The 21,810-nt window shown below is 66.9% G+C and carries 21 protein-coding genes and 2 pseudogenes; 6 read left to right on the top strand and 17 right to left on the bottom strand.

Going from position 1 to position 21,810, the window contains the following annotated elements; translation table 11 throughout:
- Positions 1-131: 131 nt before the first annotated feature.
- A pseudogene (locus ACTMTI_RS45855) lies at positions 132-218 on the top strand (IS5/IS1182 family transposase); the annotation flags it as partial.
- Between the two features lie 36 nt (positions 219-254).
- On the opposite strand, the gene ACTMTI_RS45850 reads toward ACTMTI_RS45855, so the two are convergent.
- Positions 255-1,187 (bottom strand): hypothetical protein, encoded by a 933-nt coding sequence (locus ACTMTI_RS45850; protein ID WP_441127145.1) that lies wholly within the window; start codon positions 1,185-1,187, stop codon positions 255-257.
- A gap of 113 nt (positions 1,188-1,300) precedes the next feature.
- Here ACTMTI_RS45850 and ACTMTI_RS45845 point away from each other — a divergent pair, with 113 nt between their 5' ends.
- Entirely contained in the window at positions 1,301-1,792 is a 492-nt protein-coding gene (locus ACTMTI_RS45845; protein ID WP_441127144.1) for a hypothetical protein, read from the top strand.
- Between the two features lie 76 nt (positions 1,793-1,868).
- Here ACTMTI_RS45845 and ACTMTI_RS45840 read toward each other — a convergent pair.
- The 5 genes and pseudogenes from ACTMTI_RS45840 to ACTMTI_RS45820 form a co-directional block, all read right to left on the bottom strand.
- Positions 1,869-2,360: pseudogene (locus tag ACTMTI_RS45840) on the bottom strand (family 1 glycosylhydrolase); the annotation flags it as partial.
- Between the two features lie 85 nt (positions 2,361-2,445).
- Positions 2,446-3,909 carry a family 43 glycosylhydrolase gene (locus ACTMTI_RS45835; protein WP_441127143.1) on the bottom strand — a complete coding sequence of 488 codons (1,464 nt, stop codon included), beginning with the start codon at positions 3,907-3,909 and terminating at the stop codon, positions 2,446-2,448.
- Between the two features lie 56 nt (positions 3,910-3,965).
- Positions 3,966-4,793, bottom strand: a complete 828-nt coding sequence (locus ACTMTI_RS45830; RefSeq protein ID WP_441127142.1) for a carbohydrate ABC transporter permease — start codon at positions 4,791-4,793, stop codon at positions 3,966-3,968.
- A complete protein-coding gene (locus ACTMTI_RS45825) occupies positions 4,790-5,731 on the bottom strand; it encodes a carbohydrate ABC transporter permease (protein WP_441127141.1) in 942 nt (313 codons plus the stop codon). Before ACTMTI_RS45825 ends, ACTMTI_RS45830 begins: the two co-directional genes overlap by 4 nt.
- 8 nt (positions 5,732-5,739) lie before the next feature.
- A complete protein-coding gene (locus ACTMTI_RS45820) occupies positions 5,740-7,008 on the bottom strand; it encodes a sugar ABC transporter substrate-binding protein (RefSeq protein WP_441127140.1) in 1,269 nt (422 codons plus the stop codon).
- A gap of 235 nt (positions 7,009-7,243) precedes the next feature.
- On the opposite strand from ACTMTI_RS45820, the gene ACTMTI_RS45815 reads away from it, so the two are divergent.
- Positions 7,244-8,575 (top strand): LacI family DNA-binding transcriptional regulator, encoded by a 1,332-nt coding sequence (locus tag ACTMTI_RS45815; protein ID WP_441127139.1) that lies wholly within the window; start codon positions 7,244-7,246, stop codon positions 8,573-8,575.
- 252 nt (positions 8,576-8,827) lie between these two features.
- Here ACTMTI_RS45815 and ACTMTI_RS45810 read toward each other — a convergent pair whose 3' ends face one another.
- Positions 8,828-9,637 (bottom strand): helix-turn-helix transcriptional regulator, encoded by an 810-nt coding sequence (locus tag ACTMTI_RS45810; RefSeq protein ID WP_441127138.1) that lies wholly within the window; start codon positions 9,635-9,637, stop codon positions 8,828-8,830.
- 77 nt (positions 9,638-9,714) lie between these two features.
- On the opposite strand from ACTMTI_RS45810, the gene ACTMTI_RS45805 reads away from it, so the two are divergent.
- A complete protein-coding gene (locus ACTMTI_RS45805; protein WP_441127137.1) occupies positions 9,715-10,449 on the top strand; it encodes a dienelactone hydrolase family protein in 735 nt (244 codons plus the stop codon).
- 442 nt (positions 10,450-10,891) lie between these two features.
- On the opposite strand, the gene ACTMTI_RS45800 is transcribed toward ACTMTI_RS45805, so the two are convergent.
- The 7 genes from ACTMTI_RS45800 to ACTMTI_RS45770 form a co-directional block, all read right to left on the bottom strand.
- Positions 10,892-11,722, bottom strand: coding sequence for a hypothetical protein (locus ACTMTI_RS45800; RefSeq protein ID WP_441127136.1), 831 nt, complete (start codon positions 11,720-11,722; stop codon positions 10,892-10,894).
- Positions 11,694-11,909, bottom strand: a complete 216-nt coding sequence (locus tag ACTMTI_RS45795; RefSeq protein WP_441127135.1) for a RidA family protein — start codon at positions 11,907-11,909, stop codon at positions 11,694-11,696. The genes ACTMTI_RS45800 and ACTMTI_RS45795 overlap by 29 nt, the downstream gene beginning before the upstream one ends.
- A gap of 287 nt (positions 11,910-12,196) precedes the next feature.
- Positions 12,197-13,270, bottom strand: a complete 1,074-nt coding sequence (locus ACTMTI_RS45790) for an adenosine deaminase family protein (RefSeq protein ID WP_441127134.1) — start codon at positions 13,268-13,270, stop codon at positions 12,197-12,199.
- Entirely contained in the window at positions 13,267-14,319 is a 1,053-nt protein-coding gene (locus ACTMTI_RS45785; protein ID WP_441127133.1) for an ABC transporter substrate-binding protein, read from the bottom strand. The genes ACTMTI_RS45790 and ACTMTI_RS45785 overlap by 4 nt, the downstream gene beginning before the upstream one ends.
- A gap of 22 nt (positions 14,320-14,341) precedes the next feature.
- Positions 14,342-15,319 (bottom strand): ABC transporter ATP-binding protein, encoded by a 978-nt coding sequence (locus ACTMTI_RS45780; protein ID WP_441127132.1) that lies wholly within the window; start codon positions 15,317-15,319, stop codon positions 14,342-14,344.
- Positions 15,316-16,107, bottom strand: a complete 792-nt coding sequence (locus tag ACTMTI_RS45775; protein WP_441127131.1) for an ABC transporter permease — start codon at positions 16,105-16,107, stop codon at positions 15,316-15,318. The genes ACTMTI_RS45780 and ACTMTI_RS45775 overlap by 4 nt, the downstream gene beginning before the upstream one ends.
- Entirely contained in the window at positions 16,104-16,982 is an 879-nt protein-coding gene (locus ACTMTI_RS45770; protein WP_441127130.1) for an ABC transporter permease, read from the bottom strand. The genes ACTMTI_RS45775 and ACTMTI_RS45770 overlap by 4 nt, the downstream gene beginning before the upstream one ends.
- 77 nt (positions 16,983-17,059) lie before the next feature.
- Here ACTMTI_RS45770 and ACTMTI_RS45765 point away from each other — a divergent pair, with 77 nt between their 5' ends.
- On the top strand, positions 17,060-18,004 hold the full coding sequence (locus ACTMTI_RS45765) for a LacI family DNA-binding transcriptional regulator (protein WP_441127129.1): 945 nt from the start codon (positions 17,060-17,062) through the stop codon (positions 18,002-18,004).
- 443 nt (positions 18,005-18,447) lie between these two features.
- Entirely contained in the window at positions 18,448-19,092 is a 645-nt protein-coding gene (locus ACTMTI_RS45760; RefSeq protein WP_441127128.1) for a dihydrofolate reductase family protein, read from the top strand.
- 162 nt (positions 19,093-19,254) lie between these two features.
- Here the strand turns inward: ACTMTI_RS45760 and ACTMTI_RS45755 are convergent, their stop codons facing one another.
- From ACTMTI_RS45755 to ACTMTI_RS45745, 3 genes are all read right to left on the bottom strand, one after another.
- Positions 19,255-19,476, bottom strand: coding sequence for a hypothetical protein (locus ACTMTI_RS45755; protein ID WP_441127127.1), 222 nt, complete (start codon positions 19,474-19,476; stop codon positions 19,255-19,257).
- Between the two features lie 222 nt (positions 19,477-19,698).
- Entirely contained in the window at positions 19,699-21,048 is a 1,350-nt protein-coding gene (locus tag ACTMTI_RS45750; RefSeq protein WP_441127126.1) for an ATP-binding protein, read from the bottom strand.
- Positions 21,049-21,398: 350 nt separating this feature from the next.
- Positions 21,399-21,698 carry a DUF1905 domain-containing protein gene (locus ACTMTI_RS45745; protein ID WP_441127125.1) on the bottom strand — a complete coding sequence of 100 codons (300 nt, stop codon included), beginning with the start codon at positions 21,696-21,698 and terminating at the stop codon, positions 21,399-21,401.
- Between the last annotated feature and the right edge of the window lie 112 nt (positions 21,699-21,810).

Below are 21,810 nucleotides of genomic sequence, written 5' to 3'. Positions count from 1 at the left end.
GTAACGCGCTACGCATTCTTTGAGCTATGGTCATCCGTCCGGTGAACATCCATGACTCGCCGGATTACGGCGGCCACCTTTAGGAAATGAAGAATGGCCGTGATTCCCGTTCCGACTCGATGTGGCACCGCGCGCGCCTGGCCGGCGGATTCGGTGTCGGCACCACCACCGCCTGGCGGTATGCCCGCGAAGCCGTCGATCTGCTGGCCGCCCTCGCGCACCCAGGAGATCCACCTGCTGAACGGGTAAGGCGCTCACCGGACTGGACGCGTTTCGTCAGTCCGCTGGACCCAGCCGAGGAACACGCCGTCGGGGCAGTGCGTCGCCAGCGCCGCCGCGATCGAGCCGTGCAGGCTGGCGTCGTTGGGCAGGGCGAGGTGGTGCACGTCCGGCTCGTCGTAGAGGGACAGGTCGAGCCGTGCCCCCGGGTACCTGCTAACCCCGGCCACGATCACCGCTTCGCCCACATATGACAGAGCGACCGAGCGGAGCCTGGACCAGGGGTGGTCGTTGATGCCCCGCTCGGTGACGGTCAGTACGCCCATGGCCTTGGCCTGCAAATCTATCCGGATATATCCGGCGATGCCGATGGCCGCCACCAGCACCACGCCGACCATGAAGGCGATGTAGTCCGGGGCGTTGACCCCCCGGTCCTCGGGCAGCATCTCGCCGATGACGCCGACCACGATCAGTACGACCGCGGCGATGACGATCATCAGGCAGCCGAACATGCCCCTGTTCTGCCTGAGCGCGGCGGCCCGCAGGTCGAAGGCGGTTCCGTCGGGCGGCTGGCGGAGCATCTTCGCCGCGACGGTGGACTGGCTCCACCGCTTGACATCCTCGCGGCCGAGCAGCATCCCGCCGGCGATGCCGCACAGCGCGGCCGCAGCCCCGATCAGCTGCGACGGGTACACCTTGCCACTGCTGATTCCGATCGCTATGGCGGCGCCGACGATCATGATTGTGCAGATCGCGAAGAGCGCCTTGCGCATCAGCCCTATCGCCATCGGCCCGCCCAGCCAGACCCGGGCAAGCCAGAAATACCAGACCGAGCTCCAGAACACCCCCGCGAAGATCTCGAAGGGGGCGGCGTCGTTCCGCCAGACGAGCACGATGCCGCCGATGAGGCCCAGCCAGAGGATGGCGAGCAGACCGACGGCCAGTTGGTGGGCGAGGGGACGCTGCATGCGCGGAATCCTAGTCTCCAGGCGGATCGCCCCAGACGGGGCAAGTTTGTACGGCGAGCCGTACATTCCGGGCGTTTCGCCGCGTCGGCATCACCCAGGCGGGGCCAGCGTCGGTGGAGCTCCTCGCGGATGCCAGTCAGCCGCTCGAACCGGGCGTTGGCGGGAAGACGGCGATCCACAGGAGGCGGTCCCGACACCTGCCGATCAGGAGGCTGTCCGACTTCGCCGGCCCTGCGCCTGCCGATGATGTCATCCGCCCAGGTCATGGCTTTGATGACGTCGAATACTGCCTGAAGGTGCCGCCGGACGTAGTCGGTCCGGTCCTCGTCGTGAATCATCCCGTTGTCGACGGTGTCAGGGAAGGGGCGCCGTTCTCGGTGATCAACGGATTCCAGGTCCCCATCCTGGACGAAGGACCAGTCGGTGATGCCGGCCGTCGTTTCGAGGAGCCGGCCGGTGTAACGACCCTCCAGCATCGGCCCCAGGAACGCGTCGTTCGACAGCGCCTCCACTTTGGAGCACGCGGTCTCGCCGCTCGGGCCGTCCGGGCGGAACACGTGCAGGTTGAGCGTGACGGAGAACTTCGCGTCGGATTTGACCTCTGAACGCATCGCCTGGATGGGCCAGGCCGTGCGCGCGATTGAGATGGTGCACGGCCAGCAGCGGCTCCAGCCTGCTCGATCGTCCGGGCGCGTGCACGCCGCTGCCGTAGCCGAGATACGCCGAGCACCAGGGTTCGTTGAGCGTGGTCCAGGTGTCGACGCGGTCCCCGAGCGCGGCGCTGATGCCCCGCGCACACTCGGCGAACGCGTCGGCGGTGGCTCTGCTGGTCCACCCTCCCTCATCCTCCAGGGGTTGAGGGAGGTCCCAGTGATACAACGTCGCCACCGGCCGGATGCCGCGTTCGAGAAGTCCGTCGACCAGGCGCGAATAGAAATCGACGCCCTTCTGGTTGGCCGGGCCCACGCCGGCCGGAATGCCCCGCGGCCAGGCGACGGAGAACCGGTGGGCTTCGAGTCCGAGCTCGGCCATCAGGTCGAGGTCGGTCTCGAGACGGTGGTAGTGATCGTCGGCGACGTCTCCGGTGTCGCCGTTGAACGTCCGACCGGGCGTGTGGCTGAATGTGTCCCAGATCGACGGGCCGCGCCCGTCTTCGGTGGCGGCGCCTTCGATCTGGTACGCAGCCGTCGCGGACCCGAAGACGAACTCGTTGGGAAACCCTCACTGGAGTTCCTCGCGAAAGGTTTGAGTCATGGCGTCACGGCAGGGGATCGATGTAGGCGTCATCCGCCTCGTACCGCACGGAGGCGACTTCGACCATGCCGCTGATGGCGCGGACGCCGGCGACCCGGCCGGTGAATCCGCCGGCAACCTCGGTGGAGAGGTATCGGCCGTCGAAGCGCGCGAGCATCACGCTGTGGCCGTCGCGGATCACTGACAAGGCGATGTCATCTGGGCCGTCGTGGGTGGCACGCAGTGACTCGATCCGTACCGTCGGCGTCGGCCCGAGGCCGGTCGCGGCCTCGCCGACGTGGGATTCGAGCGGGCCGATGTGCAGAACCGCGTGCGCGGAGCCCTCGTTCACGCGCAGCTCGCACCAGTGGTGGTCATCGAGTCGGAGTAGGACGCCCGCCGCGCCGTCGGCCGTCCGTAGTGCGACGTCGAAGCGCCAGCTCTCGTCGGTCACGCGGGTCATGAGGGCACTGACGTTCCCGCTGGCGGAGGTGGCCGGGATCAGCGAAATGCCGGGTTCGGCGGGTGAGACGAATTCGTCGAGGGGAGCGCCGGGGGAGACCCAGCGAGGGTGGAGTGAGGGGTCGGCGAATCGATCCAGGAATGAGTGGTCGGGGATCTCGTACACGAAGCGCCCCTCGTCGAACCACGGCCACCCGTCGATCCAGTCGATGCCGGCGAGGAATGTCTCGCGGCCGTTGACGTGGAACATTGGGGTCGTTCCGCGTGGGCGGACGCCGAGATACACGGCCGCCCATCGCCCGCCGGGGGCTTCGACGAGGTCCGCGTGCCCCGTGTTCTGCACGGGATGCGTGGTGCTGCGATGCGAGAAGACGGGATTGCCGGGGGCGGGTTCGAAGGGCCCGTCGGGCTTGCGGGACCGGGCGATGGAGATGGCGTGGCCGCGTTCCGTGCCGCCCTCGGCGATCATCAGGTACCACCAGCCGTCTCGGCGGTAGAGATGTGGAGCCTCCGGGAAGGCTAGTCCGGTCCCCTGCCACACGAGCCTCGGCTCCTCCAGTGTCACCCCCTTCTCGAGATCGACCCGGGCTTGGGCGATGCCCTCCAGGCCGGGGCGTGTCGAGCAGTAGGTGACGTAGCAGGTGCCGTCGTCATCCCAGGCCAGGTCGGGATCGATGCCCGCCAGGCCGTCGATTACCACGGCCGGAGCCCACGGACCGGCCGGGTCTGTCGTCGACGTCAGCAGTTGGCCGCCACCTGTGGAGACGTTCGTCGTGATCAGCCAGAAGCGGCCCGCGTGATGGCGCAGTGTCGGAGCGTAGATCCCCTTGCTGGCGCCGGCTTTCCCCGCCTGGAACTGGTCGGTGTCGGCCAGAGCGTTGCCGATCTGGGTCCACGTGGTGAGGTCGGTGCTGTGCCAGACCGGGACGGCGGGGGAGTATTCGAAGGAGGAATTGACCAGGTAGTAGTCCGCCCCAGCCCGGCAGATGCTCGGGTCGGGGTGAAAGCCACCGATGATGGGATGCACGCTGGCGGCCGCGCGGCGCCTGCCTTTTCGCGATTCGGGATGTGGTCCTTCGAAGGTCATTTGATTCCGGTCGCCGCGATTCCTTGGATGAAGTAGCGCTGCAGGGCCACGAAGAGCAGCAGCACCGGGGTGATGACCAGTACGGAGCCGGCCAGCAGGACTCCGTAGTTGGTCGCGTTCTGCCCCACCGAGTACAGGGAGAGCGCGATGGGGAGGGTGTACATGTCCTCGGTCTGCGCGACCACGAGTGGCCACAGGAAGTTGTTCCACGATCCGAGGAAGGTGAGGATGGCGAGCGTCGCCAATGCCGGCCCGCAGAGGGGCAGGATGATGCGCGTGAAGATGCGTATCTCGCCCGCACCGTCGATGCGGGCGGCTTCGATGAGCGCGTCGGGGATCTCGCTGATGAACTGCCGCATGAGGAAGACGCCCATCGGGCCCGCGAGGAACGGGATGATCAGGGCGGGATAGGTGCTGACCATCCCCAGTTTGCTGACCACGACGAACAGCGGGATGAAGGTGACGACGCCGGGAACCATCAGCGTGATCAGCACCAGCAGGAAGAGGACCCGCTTGCCGGCGAAGTCGAGTTTCGCGAGCGCATAGCCGACCATGGAGCAGAACAACAGCGTTCCGAGGACCGTGAAGACGGCCACGATGACGCTGTTGAGAAAGAACGTCTGGAAGTTCAGACGGCCGAACCACGTGGCGAAGTTCTCGAACGTGAAAGTCTCGGGCCACCATGTGGGCGGTCGCCTCAGTAGCTCCGACTGGGTCTTCACCGAGCCGAGGTACATCCAGACGAACGGGATGAGCGTGGCCACGACGGCGATGACGAGCACGCTGTACACCAGGGCCCGGCCCGCGATGATGGGCTTTTTCATGGTGCTTCCTTGGGGCGGAAGGCTCGGAACTGCACAATGCTCAGCAGCGCGATGGCGATGAAGAGCACGTAACTGGCGGCCGACGCGGTGCCGTAGTTGCCGAATCCGAACTGGTTGTAGGTGAAGTAGCTGATCGAAAGCGTGGAGTCCAGCGGGCCTCCCTTCGTCATGACGAACGGCTCCTCGAAGAACTGCAGATACCCGACCGAGAGGAGCACGGCGCCGAGGAGCAGTGTCGGACGGAGCATCGGAAGCGTCACCCGGACGAATCGCTGCCACGCGGTCGCGCCGTCGACGGCGGCCGCCTCCAATACGCTCGCGGGGACGTTCTGCAGCCCGGCCAGGAAGATGATCATGAGGGTGCCCATGTTCCGCCAGACGGCCATGAGGATCATGGCGGGCATCGACCAGAGCGGGTCATTGAGCCAGTCCGGGCCCTGGATGCCGACGGCGTCGAGCGCGGTGTTCAGCAGGCCGTCCGGTTGCAGGATGAATCGCCACACCACCGCGACCGCCACGATGCTCGTGATCACGGGCGCGTAGAAACCGACGCGGAATGCCGTGCGGAATCGCGTGATCCCGTTGTTGAGCGCCACGGCGAGGGCGAGAGCGACGACCATCGTGAGCGGAATGCCCACCGCGACGAAGTACACGGTGTTCAGCAGCGACCGCACGAACTGCTGGTTCTGGAACAGTCGGAGGTACTGGTCCACTGCCACGAACTCGACGGCCAGCGGGCTCTCGATATCGCTGTTCCTGAAGTCGGTGAAGGACATCAGGAACGATGAGACGAGGGGGAACACCATGAAGACGGCGAAGCTCAGGATGAACGGCAGAGCGAAGAGGTAGGCCACCACGGTCATCCGGCGACGACGCGCCTTGGTGGTGCCGTCGCTGCCGGAGCGTGACAGTGCTCCAGCGCCGGCGATTCGTGTCATGGCCATGCTTATTTGCCGGTTCCCAGCGAATCGGCGGTGGACTGCAGCTGCCTGACCGCGTCCTGCGGGCTCTTGCCGCCACGGGCCATCCGCTCGATCTCCGTGTCGGCGGCCGCCGACACCTGCGTCCACGTGGTGAGCGCGGGAGCCGTCTTGACGCTCTTGAGCTGCTCACCGAACACCGACACCTTCGGGTCGCTCGTCAGCGCGGTGTCCTTCCACGCCGATTGCCGCGAGGGAAGGTCGTTGACCGCCTTGAACCACTCGACCTGAACGTCGGGCTGCGTGAGCCACTGGATCAGCTTCCATGCCGCGTCCGGGTTCTTGGAGTTCTTGAACACGGTGAGGTTGGCGCCGGCCGCGAACGAGGTGGACGTCCCGCCCGGCGGGGCCGGGATCGGCGCCACCGCGAACTTGTCCTCGAAACCGGCGCCGCCCGCGGTCTTCAGCCCCGGGATGTCCCACGGGCCGCTGATGAACATCGGGACCGAACCGTCAACGAAGGCCGAGGTAGTGGACGCCGACTCGGAATCGGGATTCTTGTTGGCGATGCCTTCCTTGAAGAAGCCGTTGACGTATTCGAGGGACTCGACAATCTTGGGGCTGTCGAACGTCCACTTCGTCTGGTCGGAGTTCATGACGTCGGCTCCGTTCGACCAGACGAACGGCAGGTTGTTCAAGAACCCGTTCCATCCGCCGGAAGGCAGCGCGACACCATATTTCGCACCGGTCTTGTCCTGGTAGGCCTTGGCGAGCTCCTTGAATCCCTGCCAGTCTTTGGGGAAGCTGTCGAACCCCGCCTTCTTCATCAAGTCGGTGCGGTAGAAGATCACTCGGGTTTCGACATACCACGGCACTCCCAGATGTGCTCCACCGATGTCCGTCGTTTGCCGCGAAACAGGGAAGATGTCGCTCGTGTCGATCTCGGCGGGCGTCGGACGGAGCGCCGAGGCGAACGTCGGCATCCAGTCGGTCCCCAACATGCCGATATCTGGAGTCGTTCCCCCTGCGATCGCCGTCTGATACTTGTTCTGCGCCGAGTCCCACGGAATCGCGGTCACCTTCACCTCGACGCCGGGGTTCTTCTCTTTGAAGGGCTTGACGAAATCAGCGAGCGCTTCACCCTCCGTGCCTTGCGCCCAGATAGTGACGGTGCCAGTGGCCGGACCATTCGTCAGGCGACTCGCTGACACGTCGTTCTGCGGGCGGTCGTTCGAACGCCCACAGCCGCTGAGCATGAGCGCAAGCGTCGCGGTGACGGCCGTGGCCACCGCCATATTCCGTCGGATCATCATCGTTCCCCTTCGTGCATGGGGCTGTGGGGTGCGCGAACTGTGCTCCACTGCGAGCACATGTCGTGCCGGATCGACTCCGTTTCGGCATCTAAGCGCATAACATCAGGTGGACGCAACCATGCTCACTGCTGGACTCCTTGCACGGTGAGGCACGCGCCGCACGCCCGACGCGGGTCGCCGTTATTGATCCACGAAGCGATAAGACCTGGTAGAAGGGATGCCACTCGAGATCAACGCTGTCTGCTCGTCATCCCGGGCGCGTGACTTCCGCGTCCCCCGGGGCGACTCTCCTCGTGCGGGACATGATCGTGATGACGGTCCCGGCGGACCGTGTCCGCCGCGCGGTCGCGCGTCAAGGCGGAGCTTTTCCGCTCGCCGGGCGATAGTCGAAGGGCGCAAAGGAGGCGGCCTTGGAGCGCCGTCGAACCGGTACTGTACGAGTGCTCTTGATGGACTGCTGACTCGAATTGGGGCGGACGTGGCGAGGCGACCGACGGTATACGATGTCGCTCAGCTTGCTGGAGTGTCGATCGCAACGGTTTCCTTTGCGTTCACCAAGCCAGAGCGGGTGAAGGCGGACACTTTGCAAGCGGTTCTGCGCGCTGCCGACTCCATCGGCTATGTGCCCAGTGCGAATGCCCGGGGGCTTGCCAAAGGAAAGACCGGAGCGCTGGGCTTGTATGCGTTCGACTATCTGCTCGAGTCGGTCGCGGATTCCCCGGATTCCGTTCCGCCTGATTCGACTCGCGTTCCTGACGGGCGGCTTTTCCCGTTGTATTCGGACGAGGTCCAGCGGGGCGTTCAGTTGGAGTGCAGGCGGCACGGTTACGCTCTGATGCTCGGTTCCGGCCATAATCCTGGACATTTGCCGAGCGTGATCGACGTCGCGGGACGCGTCGACGGCCTCATTGCGTTCGCCGGTGCCGCATCGGGCGCCCTTCTGGAACAGATCTCAGCCCGTATACCCGTCGTCGAACTCGGCGGCGAAGTCCGGCGCGAGGGAATGTACACCGTCTTCGTCGACAACCGCGCCGCCATGGCCCACCTCACGCAGCACTTGCTGATCGATCACGGTTATCGCGACTTCGCATACCTTGGCGAGTTGGGCACCCCGGAGTTCGTCGCGCGCTATGAGGGCTTCTCCGAGGTCCTGCGACAGGCGCGAATCGCCCCTCCGCCCCCGGTGAGGAGCCATCCCGGTGACGATCGATCGACGATCGACGCCGTACGCGGCCTTCTCGAACGCCCTTCCTTCCCGCAGGTTCTCATGTGCGCGACCGATCAGGAGGCCCTCGTCGCCATTGACGCGCTTCGGGGACAGGGCATGGACGTGCCGGCCCGGGTTGCGGTGACCGGCTTCGACGGCATACTGGCGGGACGGCTGACCACACCGCACTTGACGACGGTGCGACAGCCGATGGAGGACGTCGGGCGGGTGGCGGTGCGAATCCTCCTCGAAGCCCTCAAGGGCAACGAAGACGCGAGCCGTCATGAAACTCTCGCGTGTGTGGTGTGGCGCGGCGGAACCTGCGGGTGCTCCAACGACTGACAGAAACCTGCTGCCGGCGGTAGTGGCGCAGCGCGGTGGCGGTCTCGGCGTCCAACTCGTGGTGCTAGACATAGTTATCGCGGCGATGAAGACCGGTCTCTTCGAGGTCATGGATCACACTTCGCCAGCGGTTGGGAGATCGGTCGCGGTGAAGTCGCTGCGCCGGTCAGCGTGTCAGCCATGTGTCTCAGGTTCGGGCCGTGCCAAAGGGGCAGCGCTGCCCGGGACGGCCAGGTGCCACACCAGTTCCCCTCAGCCGACCGCGCCTGCTGCCGAGTAGGTGACCAGGGTCTGGTCGGGGTTGTCTGCGAGTTGCAGCACGACGTGGCTGTAGTTGAGCGGCCCGAGCCTCGGATGGCGAAGCTTCTTCGATCCACTGCCCACCGTCATGACGTCATGCCGCGGCCACCACTGCCGGACCTCCTCGCTGTCCCCCTTCAGCTCTTCGATCAGGGCCTCAACGCCGGGATCGTCCTGGTGCCTGGCCGTGGCGAGCCGGAGCCGGCCGAGCATGGCCCGGGCCTCCTGTTCCCATTCGAGATACACCGTTCGGGCGCGCGGCGCGGTGAACATCCAGCGCACGAGGTTGCGCTCGCCGTCGGGCAGCGCGTCCCAGTCGGCGAACAGCTCACGCGCGGCGGGGTTGGAGGCCAGTACGTCCCAGCGGCGTCCCTTGACGATCGTCGGGAACGGCTCGAGCCGCTGTACCAGGGAGACCACTTCGGGATCGATCCACTCCGCCGGTGCCGCGGCGATACCAGGGCCGGGCCCGTCCTCGCCGCCGCGGGCCAGCACCCGCAGGTACTGCCGTTCTGCGTCGGACATCCGCAGCGCGTCGGCCAGGGCGTCCAGTACCTGGGCCGAGGGCCGCACGGGTCGGCCCTGCTCGAGGAACGTGTAGTACGTAACCGACATGTTGGCCAGCAGCGCGACCTCCTCGCGGCGCAGCCCCGCCGTGCGCTGGCGGCTTCCGGCGGGCAGGCCGACGTCGCTTGGACGTAGGCGCTCGCGTCGGGACCGGAGCAACTGCCCCAGGGCCTGCAGATCACCGGTTGTTGCCATACAACGCAGCCTAATCATGCCAATACCAGTAACAAGCTGCTCTGGTTACCAGTTTCAGTCGCGCCCATGCTGGACCCATGACGAGCACCCCGGAAACCATCACCATCCCCGTGGCCGACGGCACCACCTTGCCCGCCTACCTGGCCCGCCCGGCCGGCCGCGCCGCCCCTGTCGCGGTGCTCGTGGCGCACGAGCTATTCGCGGTGAACCCCGACATGCGGGGTGTGGCCGATGCCTTGGCGCAGGCCGGGTACCTGGCCCTCGTGCCGGAGTTCTACCACCGGCACGCCGAACCGGGCCGCTGGCTCGAACGCACCGACGCCGGGCGCCGAGAAGGATTCGCCCTCCTGCACCAGTTGCGCCGCAACGAGGCTCTGGCCGACGTGGACACCTGCCTGAGCTGGCTGGACGCGCAGCCAGACATTCAGCAGACCGCGATGATCGGCTTCAGCGCCGGCGGCCACCTGGCCTACCTTGCAGCCTGCCAACTGCCGATCAGCCACACCGCCGTGCTGTACGGCGGCTGGCTGCCCACCACCGATATCCCGATGAGTCAACCCACCCCCACGCTGGACCTGACCTCCGGGATCAGCGGCCGATTGCTCTACCTGGTCGGCGAGGACGACGCACTGATCGACGCGGGCCAGCGCGGTCAGATCCGCGCCGCACTGGAGGAGGCCGACGTCGAGCACGAAATGGTCATCTACCCCGACGTCGCTCACGCGTTCTTCTGGTCCGGCACGCCGGCCTTCGACCAGAAGGCCCGAGACGACGCTTGGACCCGGATCCTGAGCCTGCTCGCCGGCTCTTGAGACTTCCTCAGAACGAACGAGCTACACCCATCTGGGCCTGTGGCTCTGCGTTGGTTCCAGGACCTGACCCCGGCCCCAGGCACGGTCACCACGCCACGCTGGCCCCAGGCCCGCACCGAGGAGGACACCGCGCTCGTTCGCGCGGTCATCCCCGGCTGCGTGGACGCGGCGGTCAGCCGCCTGCTGCTGGCCACCGACCGAGGCCTGCTCCGCCTGTCCTGCACCGACGAGTCCGGACGCCGCGTCGAGCTCCCCGAGACGGGCCTGGGCGAGCTCACGGTACATGGGCAGCGACGGCTGGCGCGCCCAGTATTCGGCCGAACGTTTCGTCGACGACTTCAGCGATCTCAAACCACCGCGGTCCGACGTCCCGTGAAGCCCGAAGCGGCCGCCCCCTTTGGGGTGGCGGTCGCTCGCGTCGTTCAGTCAGCCGGGTGCGGCGTCAGTCCAGCTTCTTGAAGAAGCCGCGGATGAAGGCCACGATGAATGCGCCGCTTCGTCCGACGTCGCTCCATGTGTCCCCGTACCTCGGCGCCTGGCCCACGCCGGTGCCGATGTGCGTGGACCACCTGTCCTGGTGCTGGAGCCCGTACTTGAATCCCTTGTTCCGGGGTGCCGGATCGCGGCCCGCTGAACGGGCCCTGGCAGCTCGCTTCTCTTGGGCCGCGGCCGCGGTTGGGACGTAGGCGAGCGCCGCATGGCTATCGGCCGGCGCCGCGCCTTTGGGCGGCGATTGCCGCTGGCCTGGCGCCGCGATCGGCAGGTTCGACGCATCGAGGTCGTCGGGCCGGCCGAGCTCCAGGACGCCTTCCCCCACCTGGCCCGCCGCTACGCCAAAGCCGCGACCGACGCACCCGCCGACCACGGTCCAGGGCGGACGGCAGCGGGCTGGGCTGAGTGGCGCTGCGCCCGGAGCGCATCGGCGAACAGGCGATGACGACCAGCAGCCGCTGGTCACGCGAGTCGCTCGCAACAACGGCGCATCGGGCATCGGCAAGACCAGGCCGGCCATGGCCGAGGAGTACGGCGCTGACCGGTTTCCGGACGAGGTGGCCGCCCCGGGCGGTCGGCGCACGGAGCTCTGCAGGTGCTCATCGAAGAGGGCCACACTGCCTTGACACAGGGGCGGGATGGCCTTCCCTCCGCGTCGGCCGTCCTCAATGAGAATGCCGGGCTCAAAGAGGATCTCGACCCCGATCAGCGCAAGCGGCGGCGTAGCGAGGTTGAACTCGCGGGCTGCCTGTTCAATGCCCGCGTTGAAAGCGTCGTACATTTCTCCTCCAGCCTGCGGCGTACCAGGTAAGGCGGACGACGTCGTGGAACGTTGCTCCTGCCACGTCGAGCGCCTTGGCGACGTTGCGGTAGACCTGGGTAACCTGTCCGGCGAGGTCGCCCGGTGCCACGAGCTCGCCGTTCTCCTCCCAGGCGACCTGTCCCGCGATGTGGACCTGTCGTACCACTCATGCCGCATCGACTGCCGACGCTGTCGGAGTAGATGTAGCCGGCCAGGCGGAAGCTGCCGGGCGAGAGTTCGTCCGACTCTTCGGTGGGATCCATCTCGGACAGGGGATACGCCACGGGCTTGCGACTGATGAAGAGCCGGACCGTGGAGGTGACCGGTTGGCCGTGGGCCGGCTCTGACCGCAGCACGGTGTTGTCCGGCTTGGAGTCGTTCACGACCGTTTCTGTGGGTCCTTGGAGAGGAGCCTGTGGGCTTCCGGTTCGTCGACCTAACGCAGCATGCCGATCATTCTACGCTCGCGAGTTCTCTCTCAAAGCGCTTGCGCAGCGCGTCCTTCTCCGGCTCCGGCAGCCAACACGCCTCCACCCCGGCCAGCGCCATCGCACGCAACCGCTCATCCTGTACGGCGAGCTGATCGGAGAGGATCCGATACTCCTTCGCCAGCGATGTCGGGAACATCCCAGGGTCGTCGGAAGCGGGAATGACGTTGAGCCCGGCCTCGAGCATCGCTGCGATCGACGCCCGCCGCCACGGCCGCCACGAGCGCCGCGACGTGGTCGAGACGACAGTGAACGGGATCTGCTCGTCCCTGACCCTGGCGACGACCTGGTCGTCCTCGAGTACGAAGTAGCCGTGGTCGATCCGGTCGCACCCGAGTATGTCGAGGCAGGTGAGCGTGTTGGCGGCGACGGGCGCGTGCTCGGAGGAGTGAGCAGTGCGGCGGAGCCCGGCCTCACCGGCGAGCCGGAAGGCGGCCTCGAACCGCTCGGGCGGCCCGGCGGTCTCCAGGTTGTCCAGCCCGACCCCTGCCACGTAGTCGTGCGGATTGTTCACAACCGTGCGTATCCAGCAGAGCGCCTCCTCGCCCGACTTGCTCCGGTCGATGGCCGCGATGAGCCTGCCCGTCATGCCGAAGTCGCGTTCTGCCATCCTGATGCCCTCGGCGTATGCCTCGATCACCGTGGCGTAGCCGAGCTTCTCCTGATGTTCGGTCAGCGCGTCGAAGGAGAGCTCGAGATGCCTGGTCGCGCTGGTCCGGTGGGCGTCCTCGAACGCCTCATAGGTGATTCTGGTGAGATCGTCAGCGTCGCGCAGGACCTGGAGAACCCACGAGGACACCTGGAACAGCGAGTACGAGACCTCGGGCTCGTCCGTGCTCCTGCCCTGCGGAACCGGGATCCGCGTGTTCAGGTAGAGTGCCGGGTCCGGCGGAAGCGAGTTCACATCCGCGTAGATCCGCTCGGGCGTGTCGGGCAGGTCGAGCCCCTCCCGCCTGGCCAGCTCGGCGAAGGTCGAGCCGCGCACGGTGCCGATGAGGTGGCAGTGCAGATCGACCTTGGGCATCAGATCAAGATTCACTTGCCGGCAACCTCGCGGGTGAAGCGCTCGACCCAAGTGGCGCGGGTGTCGACGAGCTGGGCGGGGTCGAGGGTCTTGAACCCGGCGGCCACTGGGTCCTTCGCCGCCTCGCCCGTTACCTTGGCGACGTCGGCCGGGATCTCGGCCTTCGGGTTCGTGGGCAGGTCACCCACGGCCTTCGCCATGGCGCTCTGCGCCTCGGCCGACAGCATGTAGTCGATGAACTTCGCCGCTCCCTGCTGGTTGCGGGCGCCCTTGGGGATCATCGCCCGGTTGGTGGCCATGTAGCGGCCCTTGGCAGGAGCCGTCCAGGCGATCGGCTCGCCCGAGGTGACAAGCTTGGTGGCGAAGCCGCTCAGTGCGTCGGCAGCGACGATCTCGCCTTGGGTCAGCAGGTTCGTGACCTCGGTCGAGGAGGTGTAGAACTGCAGGACGTTCGGCGCCCAGCCGGCCAGGGTCTTCAACGAGGTGTCGATGTCGTAGGGGCCGTTGCCGTACGACTCACCCACACCCGAGATCATGAGTTGTCCGGCGGTCACCGAAATATCGGGAAGCGCGACCTTTCCCTTGTTCGCCGCGTTCGCGAACAGCTCCCAGTCGGCGGCCTGCTTCTGGCTGAGCTTGCCGGTGTTGTAGATGATCCCGTTGAGCTGGTGCGTGTAGGCCGGCCCCTCGTAGGCACCCTCGGTCGCGAACGGCGCGAGCTCCTTGATGTTGGGCACGTCGACCTTTTGGAAGAGACCGTCCTTCTGCCCGAGCGCGGCGAAGTAGTCGGAGATCAGCACCACGTCCGCCTCCGGCTCACCCTTGGCGAGCTTCAGCTTCGACAGCCGGTCGGCGTTGGACCCGGTGTCCAGCTCGACCTTGATTCCCGTCTGCTTGGTGAACGGAGCGACGACCGCCTGCTCGAACTCCTTCACACCGAAGGGGAAGGTGCTGACGACGATGGTGTCCTGATCGGCTTGCTTCTCACCGGAGCCGGAGCCGGAACATCCGGCTGCGGCGAGCACTGTCAGAGCAGCGGCCAGTACGGCACGGCGCGTGGGCATGGGGTTCCTTCTTTCAGTGGCTTCAGCGGGGGAGGGGGACCAGATGGGCGTCTGGCGCGATCACCGTGACGCTCGATCCGGGTGCCAGGGCCGCGCCGCTGCGTACGTCGGCGCGCAGCCTGACGGTCGCGCCCGACGGGTCGACCACGTCGAGCGAGACCAGCAGGTCGACGCCGCGGAAGGCCACGTCGACCACCATTGCGTCAAGGCCGTGACCTTTCTCGACGATGCGCAGATGCTCGGGCCGGATGGTCAGAGGGGTGCCGTCGGCCGCGGTGAGGAAGTTGTCGTAGCCGAGGAACTCGGCGACGAAGCGGTCAGCCGGACAGGGGAAGACCTCCTGAGGAGAGCCCTGCTGCACGATCCTGCCCTCATTCATGATGACCATCTCGTCGGACATCTCCAGCGCCTCGTCCTGGTCATGGGTGACGAGGATGACGGTCAGCTTGGTCTCCGCCTGGATGCGCCTGATCTCGGCCCGCATCTGGACGCGCAGGCGGGCGTCGAGGTTGGACAGTGGCTCGTCGAGCAGCAGGAGCTTGGGCCTGATCGCGATCGCCCTGGCCAGTGCCACCCGCTGCTGCTGCCCACCGGAAAGCTTTTTCGGCTTGCGGCCGGCCAGGTGCGCGAGCCCGACGAGCTCGAGCGTCTCCATGACCCGCAACCGTCTTTCCGCGGAGGGCACCTTGCGCAGCTTGAGCCCGTAACCGACATTGTCGGCCACCGTCATGTGCGGGAACAACGCGTACGACTGGAAGACCATCCCCAGATTCCGCTTTTCCGGCGGCGTGCGCGTGCTGTCGATCCCGTCGATGCGGATCGTCCCCGACGTCGGTGCCGAGTAGCCCGCGATCATCCTGAGCGTGGTGGTCTTGCCGCAGCCGCTCGGGCCCAGCAGCGTCGTCAGTTTCCCTGATGGCACGGCGAGGTCGATCTCATCGACGGCGGTGAAGGAGCCGAACCTCTGGGTGACGCCGATCAACTCGGCGGCGGCGGTCATTGATTGATCCCTCCGAAGATCTTGGCGAATCCGACCGTGCGCTCGGCGATCACCGCGATGACCACGGTGGCGGCCAGGATGAGGGTGGAAGCGGCGGCGACCATCGGGTCATAGGACTGCTGCACGTAGTCGAGCATCGTCACCGGCAGCGTCCGGAAGTCGCGTCCCTGCAGCAGTAGCGACAGCGGCACGTTGTTGAACGACGTGACCACGCTGAGCAACCCGGCGGAGAAGATTCCCGGACGCAGGACGGGCAATGTCACGTTGAAGAACGCGCGCAGCGGCGAGGCACCGAGCCCCCGGGCGGCCTCCTCCAGAGCGGGGTCGGCCAGCGCGAGCGAGGCGCCGGTCACGCGCACCGCATAAGGCAGCATCAGCGCCGTGTGCCCGACCAGCAGGGTGCTGAAGTTGTCCAGGTCCATGCCGATCATCAGCTGCTGGAACAGCGCGAGGCCGACGACCAGCTCAGGGACGATGAGCGGCGACAGGAACAACCCCTCGACGAGGCCCTTGCCAGGGAGCTGTCCACGGTGGACGGCGAGCGTGACAGGCACGCCGATCAGCAGTGCGAGCGCGGTGGCGAGTACGGCGAGCTCCAGGCTGGAGAGCGCAGCCTCGACGAACGGCTCGTAGCCGAGCGCCTCGTCGAACCAGCGCAGCGAGATCCCGTCGGGCGGGAACCTCAGGGTGCTCCCCGCCGTGAAGGCGGTGGCGACCACGAAGATGATCGGCACGATCATGATGACGTAGCCGATGACCGCGAGCGCCGCTGTGATCGGCCGCTTCATGAGGTGGCCCCCTTTCGCCCGATCAGCGAGGACAGCCCGGAGACCAGGAAGACCAGGACCGTCATGATGAGCGCCGTCGCCGAGGCGGAGGCCCAGTCGAGCGTGGTGCTCGCGTAGTTGAAGAGCTGCGTGGAGAGCATCCGCTGGCTGGACCCGCCGAGCAGATAGGGCGTGGTGTAGGCGGTGACGGAGCCCGCGAAGACCAGGGTGGCGGCCACCACGATGCCCGGCATGGTCAGCGGGATGACGACGTTCCACATTGTGCGGATCCTGCTCGCGCCGAGCCCGCGCGAGGCGTCGTCCAGGCCAGGATCGACCTGGGCGACGGCCGAGTAGCAGGAGATGATCGCCAGCGGCAGGAACAGCTGGGTGAGGCCGAGGACGATCGCCAGCTTGGTGTAGAGCAGCTGCGGCGCCACGTCGACGATGCCGAGCTGGACGAGCAGTTGGCCGAGCGCCCCCTTGGAGCCGAGAATCACCAGCCAGCCGAACGTCCGCACCACGTTGCTCAGCATCAGTGGGAAGATCGCCACTGCCAGGAAGACTCCGCTCCAGCGCGACGGCGAGCGGGCGAGCCAGTAGGCGATGGGAAAGCCGAGGACGACGCAGATGATCGTGACAGCCAGGGCCAGCCCGACCGTGCGCCCGATCACCTCCAGGTCGTAGGGATCCGTGAGCATCTCGCCCAGGCGCGCGAAGATCTCGCTGGTCGGCACGTCCGGCGGCGCGAAGAGCATCGCGGCGGAGGGGATGAGGAAACCTGCGACGAGAAGGACGAGACCCGGCACCAGTAGAAAGGCCGATTTGCGGGAGATGTCGGCGTCCTTTCTCAGTGGCGTACGCTTACCTGGAACCGGTTGTGGAACCGGTTCCATGAGCCTGACCATAGATGGTGAGCGGCCTCGCGCACAAACCCCCCTGTGAATTCCGTGTAACGACTCAAGGAGGATCAGTGCCAACACTCGCGGACGTCGCCGCGCTGGCCGGGGTTTCCAAGGCGACGGCCTCCCGCGCCCTGGGCCGGCCGGACCTGGCCGCCCCGGAAACGGTGGCCCGCGTCCGCGCAGCCGCCGAGCAGCTCGGATTCGTCCCCAACCGGGCAGCCACTCAGCTGGCACGAGGGAAGACCGGAGTGGTCGCTGTCGTGGTGCCCACGCTCGACAACACCTTCTTCACCCCGATCATCGGCGGTGCCCAGGCGCGCGCGGCCGACTCGGGCATGCAGCTGACCATCGCGGTGCACTCTCTGGAGCACGAAACCCAGCTCGCCGCGGTCGAGCAACTCGCGCACCAGGTCGACGGCTTCCTGCTTACCGCGCCCCGGGGTTCAGACGAGATCGTCCGCGCCGCCGCGTCGTTCAAGCCGACCGTGCTCATCGACCGCGAGATCGAGGGCATGACCTCGGCAGTCGCCGACACGGCCACCGCCTTCGGCGCGCTCGTCACCTGGTTCGTCGAGAAGGGCCACGAGCGCATCGTCTACATCGGCGGCCCGGCGGGCTCCTGGCAGGATCGCCAGCGCCAGGCAGCCATCCGCGCCGCGGCCGGGTCGAGCGGCGCGACGCTGACCATGCTCGGCCCCTACCCCTCGACGTTCGCCGCCGGAGTGGAGACGGCAGAGGCCGTGGTGGCCGCCCGCGCCACCGCCGTAGTCCCCTACGCGACCTCGATCGGCCTTGGCCTCATGTTCGCCCTGCTCAGCCGCGGAATCCGCGATGTCGTGGTCAGCTCGGAGCGCATGGTCGTCGAGAGCCTCGGCTTGGGCGACGTCCCCTCGATCGACGTGGACGGCGAAAAGCTCGGCGAGGTGGCCATGGACCAGCTCATGACCCTCCTCGGCGAGCGCAGGGAGCCACCACCACTCACCAGACGTCGCCTGACCGTCCCGATCCGCTAGGCGGATCGTCCGCCCAGCAATCAGGTTCGCCTGGCGGCCCCCGCCGAGGAGGCCGTCCGGCTGGGAGGCCGGTGACCTGCGATGACGCTGGACGCAGGCCGGCCACCCAGTGTGGACGTGGCCTGTGATCTATCGTGAGCGGGAGTGCGGGTGCGGCGTCCCGGCCTGGTGGCGTAAGCAGAGCACCGTGCTGCGCGCTTCAAGATCGGTCGGCATGCGCTGTTCGAGGAATCGGACGTGCGGGCCTGGATCAAGGCGCTCGGCATACCTGCCGAGCCCTGCTGCCGGGCGTCGCAAGGACGCTGACCGCGGGACGGGGGGTGACCGATGCGCCGGGTGAGGCGGTCGACGAGTACGAAGCTGGGTGCCGTCGCGGCGATGAGTCTGCCGGCGCCCGCAGGTCTACCTCCCGACCGAGACGACGAACTCATCGGGAGTAAGGCATGGGCCTCATCCACATCGAGCTGTTCGCAACCCTCGACCTCGTCGGGCAGGCGCCCGGCGGCCCCGACGAGGACCCGGTGGGGTTCCCGTTCGGCGGCTGGCAGGCGCCCCTGCTGGACGAGGTCGCCGGGGCGCAGGTCGGTGCCGCGTACGAGGGCATGGACGCCCTCCTGCTCGGCCGGCGGACGTATGACATCTTCGCCGCCTACTGGCCGTACCAGGAGGGCGGCGAGGACAACGAGATCGCCACGCTCTTCAACCGCGTCCCGAAGTACGTGGCCTCCCGCGGCAGGCCCGGCCTCTCGTGGGCCGGGTCCACGCAACTCGGCCCGGATCTGGCCGGCGCGGTGCGCGAGATCCGTGACCGGCACGAGCACGTGAAGGTCGTCGGGAGCCTGAACCTGGTGCAGACCCTTCTGCGCGAGAAGCTCTTCGACCGTCTCGACCTCTGGGTGCACCCGATCGTGCTCGGCGTCGGTAAGAAGGTGTTCGACGGTGGCGCGGTGCCCACGAACGTCACACTCCTCGAACCGCCGGTAGCCGGTCCGAAGGGCACCGTGTATCTGCGCTACGGGCTCGCCGACGGCACGCCCGGGACGGGGGACATGAGCGCACCCGATCGCGGTGCCGGGCGCGACGACTGAAGCCGCCCCGCGCCAGGTGAGTCCGTGTCGTCGGCGGTGAATCCGCCAGGTCAGCATTCCGTCCCGGCGTCGGCCGTTCGAGGTGCCGACGCCGTGACGAAGTGCCTCGCCAGAGGGTCGCCGCCGTCACGCACATTGTCTGGCAGGCCCGTCGCCCTAGTACTACAGCCGGAGACGTGCGGTAGCGGGCGGTGCGGGCTCGGTGCTGGTGGCGTCGTCGCCAGCGGGACCAGGCGAGGAGCTGTTCGATGGTCGCGTGGTGCGGGCCAGGAGCGAGGTGAACAGGCGGCGTGCTTCGGCCGGCGTGACCGCGATGAGCCCGGCCTCGTCGGTGGCGGGTCCGGCGGCTCTTCCGCCCCGCTGGAGCAAAGGCTTCGTCGGCAAAAGCCCCGAACCTGGCTGGCACTGACCGACGTAGGGCGCGAGGCCTTCAAGAACTACACGTCCGTACTTCGGCAGATCACGGAGAACACCCGTCGCGCTTGAGACACAGAAGCCGACCGGCTGTCTCGAGCGGGGACTCCCTCAACGTGTGGAGGGACAGTGCGGGCGGGGCCGTCCAGGAGAGGTGCGCTTGACACGCCGCCTCACCAGGCGGGGGCAGCTTCAGCCCGGCGCCAGCGGTAGGCGCAAGACGAATTTGGCGCCCAGCGGTGAGTCCTCCACGGTCAGCGTGCCTTGATGCGCTTGAGCGATGGCACGTGAGATGGCGAGGCCGAGACCACTGCCTTGCGGATCGCGCTGGCGTCCTGCGGTCAAGCGGACGAAAGGCGCAAAGACCCGCTCGCGGTCGGCCGGTTCGATCCCGCCGCCGTCGTCAAGCACACTGACCGTCGCGTGTCCATCCGCGCGTACGACACTGACGTCGACACACGTCCGGGCGTGGCGTTGGGCGTTGACGAGAAGATTCACCAGCACCTCTGCGAGCTGGACGGGGTTGCCGGACACCTCCACGGTCTCGTCGGCGTGGAGGCGGATCGGCACCTTTGTGCCCCTTCGTGCGACTTCCTCCCGCACCAAAGTGGTGAGATCTACCCGCTCGAACTTGTACGAGGAGGTGCGCAAGCGGGTCAGCGCCAGCATCTCATCGATGATCAACTGACAACGCTCCAGCGTGGACAGCGCATCGTCAATGGCTAGGCGCGGGTCCACGTCGGAATACAGCAGGGCCTCTTCCAACTGGGTACGCATCCCGGTCAGCGGGGTGCGCAGCTCGTGTGTCACCATCGAGGCGAAGTGACGCTGATGGTCGACCGCTTCCTGCAACCGCGACAGTGTCTCATTGGCGGTGCGAGCCAGCCGCCCGATCGCGTCATGCCCGGACGGTTCGGGAACGCGCATGCTCAAGTCGGTCACGGTGACCTGGGCGATCCGCCTCCGTATCGCCTCAACCGGGCGCAACGCCTGCCGGACCAGTATCCAGGCCGCGCCCGCGAAAAGCAGGCTGGCCATCAGGACGCCGACGCCGAGGAGAAGCTCCAGGGTATGGGTGGCCAGGATCGCGGGTTGTATGCGACCGGCATAGACGATGTGCGATTCCCCACCCCACAACAGTTGCTCCTCTTGCGGCGAGGGCCTGACGGCGGTGAACATCACGCACTGCACAGCGGAACACTCCATGCGATGCACAATGCGATCATCGGACTGGGGCCAGAACTTGCTCAGCACCGGGCGTCCCACCGCGGCTCTACTGGCCGACACGACCCGTCCGGATGAATTGACCAACTGGATCAGGTTGACGTCCGAGGTGGTGACCGGGGGCGGAGGCCGTGCCTCGTTCATCGCTCCGATCCAGTCAACGGCCGCTTGCTCGGTATCTTCGAAGATACGCTGCTCGACGTCGGTGCGAATCGCGAGATCCGCGACAACTCCAACGGCGCTGAGAGCCATCAGCGACAAAAGTCCCGCCGCCAATGTCAGGATTGCCTGGACAGAAAGGCGTCTGGAAAGCGACACTCGTTCCTTTCTGGTGTCCTACTCGCCTCGCAAGAGACGCCAGACACGTTCAGCTCTCGTTGTTCCCGCCTTTCTTGCTGCCGGCATGCCCATCCGGCACGCGGCACCCGACGTTCGCCGTGACCCGCCAGGATCCGCGCCGCCTCAAGTCGTCCTGTCCATGGTCGCCGGTGAAAGGCGGCCTCGCAGGCTCACCGCTATCACTTCCCGTGCTGGTCTTGAAGGACAACCCTCCGTACGGTCAATCTTCTTTTAACCAGTTTCGGTAGGTCTTCTTGGGGGCACCGCCGTCGATCACGCCGGCGTGACTTCGCCCATAGAGCCCCGAGAGCACGGCGCCGGCAGGGTGATCAGACGTCGAGGAGCTCGACGGTCACGCTCGCCACGTCACCCGCGCCGAGCCCTTCGGCCTCGCGCACGGTCCGCTTGATCGGCAGCGCGTAGCAACCGCGCCCCTTGTCCGGGAAGATGGAGGTCTTCCAGCTGCTCCCGCCGATCGTGACCCGCACCCGCAGCGAACCGAACCCACGCCGCGACCCGCCGGTCATGTCCTGAATCGCCTCGGACTCCTCGACGGGCAGGCTGACGAAGGTCCAGCTATCAGCCCGCCGAGCATCCCAGATCCACAACTCGGCATCGAAGACGACCATCACGGACACACCATGGCACGCGGGTCCGACATACCTTCGGCATACCGCCGCGTAGCTACCTCGCCGGCCTTCATCTACCGCGGAGCCATCCGAAGTCTTCAACCCCTTGACG

Origin of the sequence: Nonomuraea sp. H19, from assembly GCF_052068215.1 — a bacterium.
In the GTDB taxonomy this organism is placed as follows: Bacteria; Actinomycetota; Actinomycetes; order Streptosporangiales; family Streptosporangiaceae; genus Nonomuraea.
Note: the sequence above shows the minus strand (reverse complement) of the source record. Positions and strands in the feature narration are given on the sequence as shown.

Excerpts from the sequence above, each read along its gene's own strand:
- ACTMTI_RS45850 (WP_441127145.1), bottom strand. The coding sequence starts at position 1,187 with ATGCAGCGTCCCCTCGCCCACCAACTGGCCGTCGGTCTGCTCGCCATC.
- ACTMTI_RS45830 (WP_441127142.1), bottom strand. The coding sequence starts at position 4,793 with ATGAAAAAGCCCATCATCGCGGGCCGGGCCCTGGTGTACAGCGTGCTC.
- ACTMTI_RS45825 (WP_441127141.1), bottom strand. The coding sequence starts at position 5,731 with ATGACACGAATCGCCGGCGCTGGAGCACTGTCACGCTCCGGCAGCGAC.
- ACTMTI_RS45820 (WP_441127140.1), bottom strand. The coding sequence starts at position 7,008 with ATGGCGGTGGCCACGGCCGTCACCGCGACGCTTGCGCTCATGCTCAGC.
- ACTMTI_RS45815 (WP_441127139.1), top strand. The coding sequence starts at position 7,244 with ATGCCACTCGAGATCAACGCTGTCTGCTCGTCATCCCGGGCGCGTGAC.
- ACTMTI_RS45810 (WP_441127138.1), bottom strand. The coding sequence starts at position 9,637 with ATGGCAACAACCGGTGATCTGCAGGCCCTGGGGCAGTTGCTCCGGTCC.
- ACTMTI_RS45805 (WP_441127137.1), top strand. The coding sequence starts at position 9,715 with ATGACGAGCACCCCGGAAACCATCACCATCCCCGTGGCCGACGGCACC.
- ACTMTI_RS45800 (WP_441127136.1), bottom strand. The coding sequence starts at position 11,722 with ATGTACGACGCTTTCAACGCGGGCATTGAACAGGCAGCCCGCGAGTTC.
- ACTMTI_RS45785 (WP_441127133.1), bottom strand. The coding sequence starts at position 14,319 with ATGCCCACGCGCCGTGCCGTACTGGCCGCTGCTCTGACAGTGCTCGCC.
- ACTMTI_RS45780 (WP_441127132.1), bottom strand. The coding sequence starts at position 15,319 with ATGACCGCCGCCGCCGAGTTGATCGGCGTCACCCAGAGGTTCGGCTCC.
- ACTMTI_RS45775 (WP_441127131.1), bottom strand. The coding sequence starts at position 16,107 with ATGAAGCGGCCGATCACAGCGGCGCTCGCGGTCATCGGCTACGTCATC.
- ACTMTI_RS45770 (WP_441127130.1), bottom strand. The coding sequence starts at position 16,982 with ATGGAACCGGTTCCACAACCGGTTCCAGGTAAGCGTACGCCACTGAGA.
- ACTMTI_RS45760 (WP_441127128.1), top strand. The coding sequence starts at position 18,448 with ATGGGCCTCATCCACATCGAGCTGTTCGCAACCCTCGACCTCGTCGGG.
- ACTMTI_RS45745 (WP_441127125.1), bottom strand. The coding sequence starts at position 21,698 with ATGGTCGTCTTCGATGCCGAGTTGTGGATCTGGGATGCTCGGCGGGCT.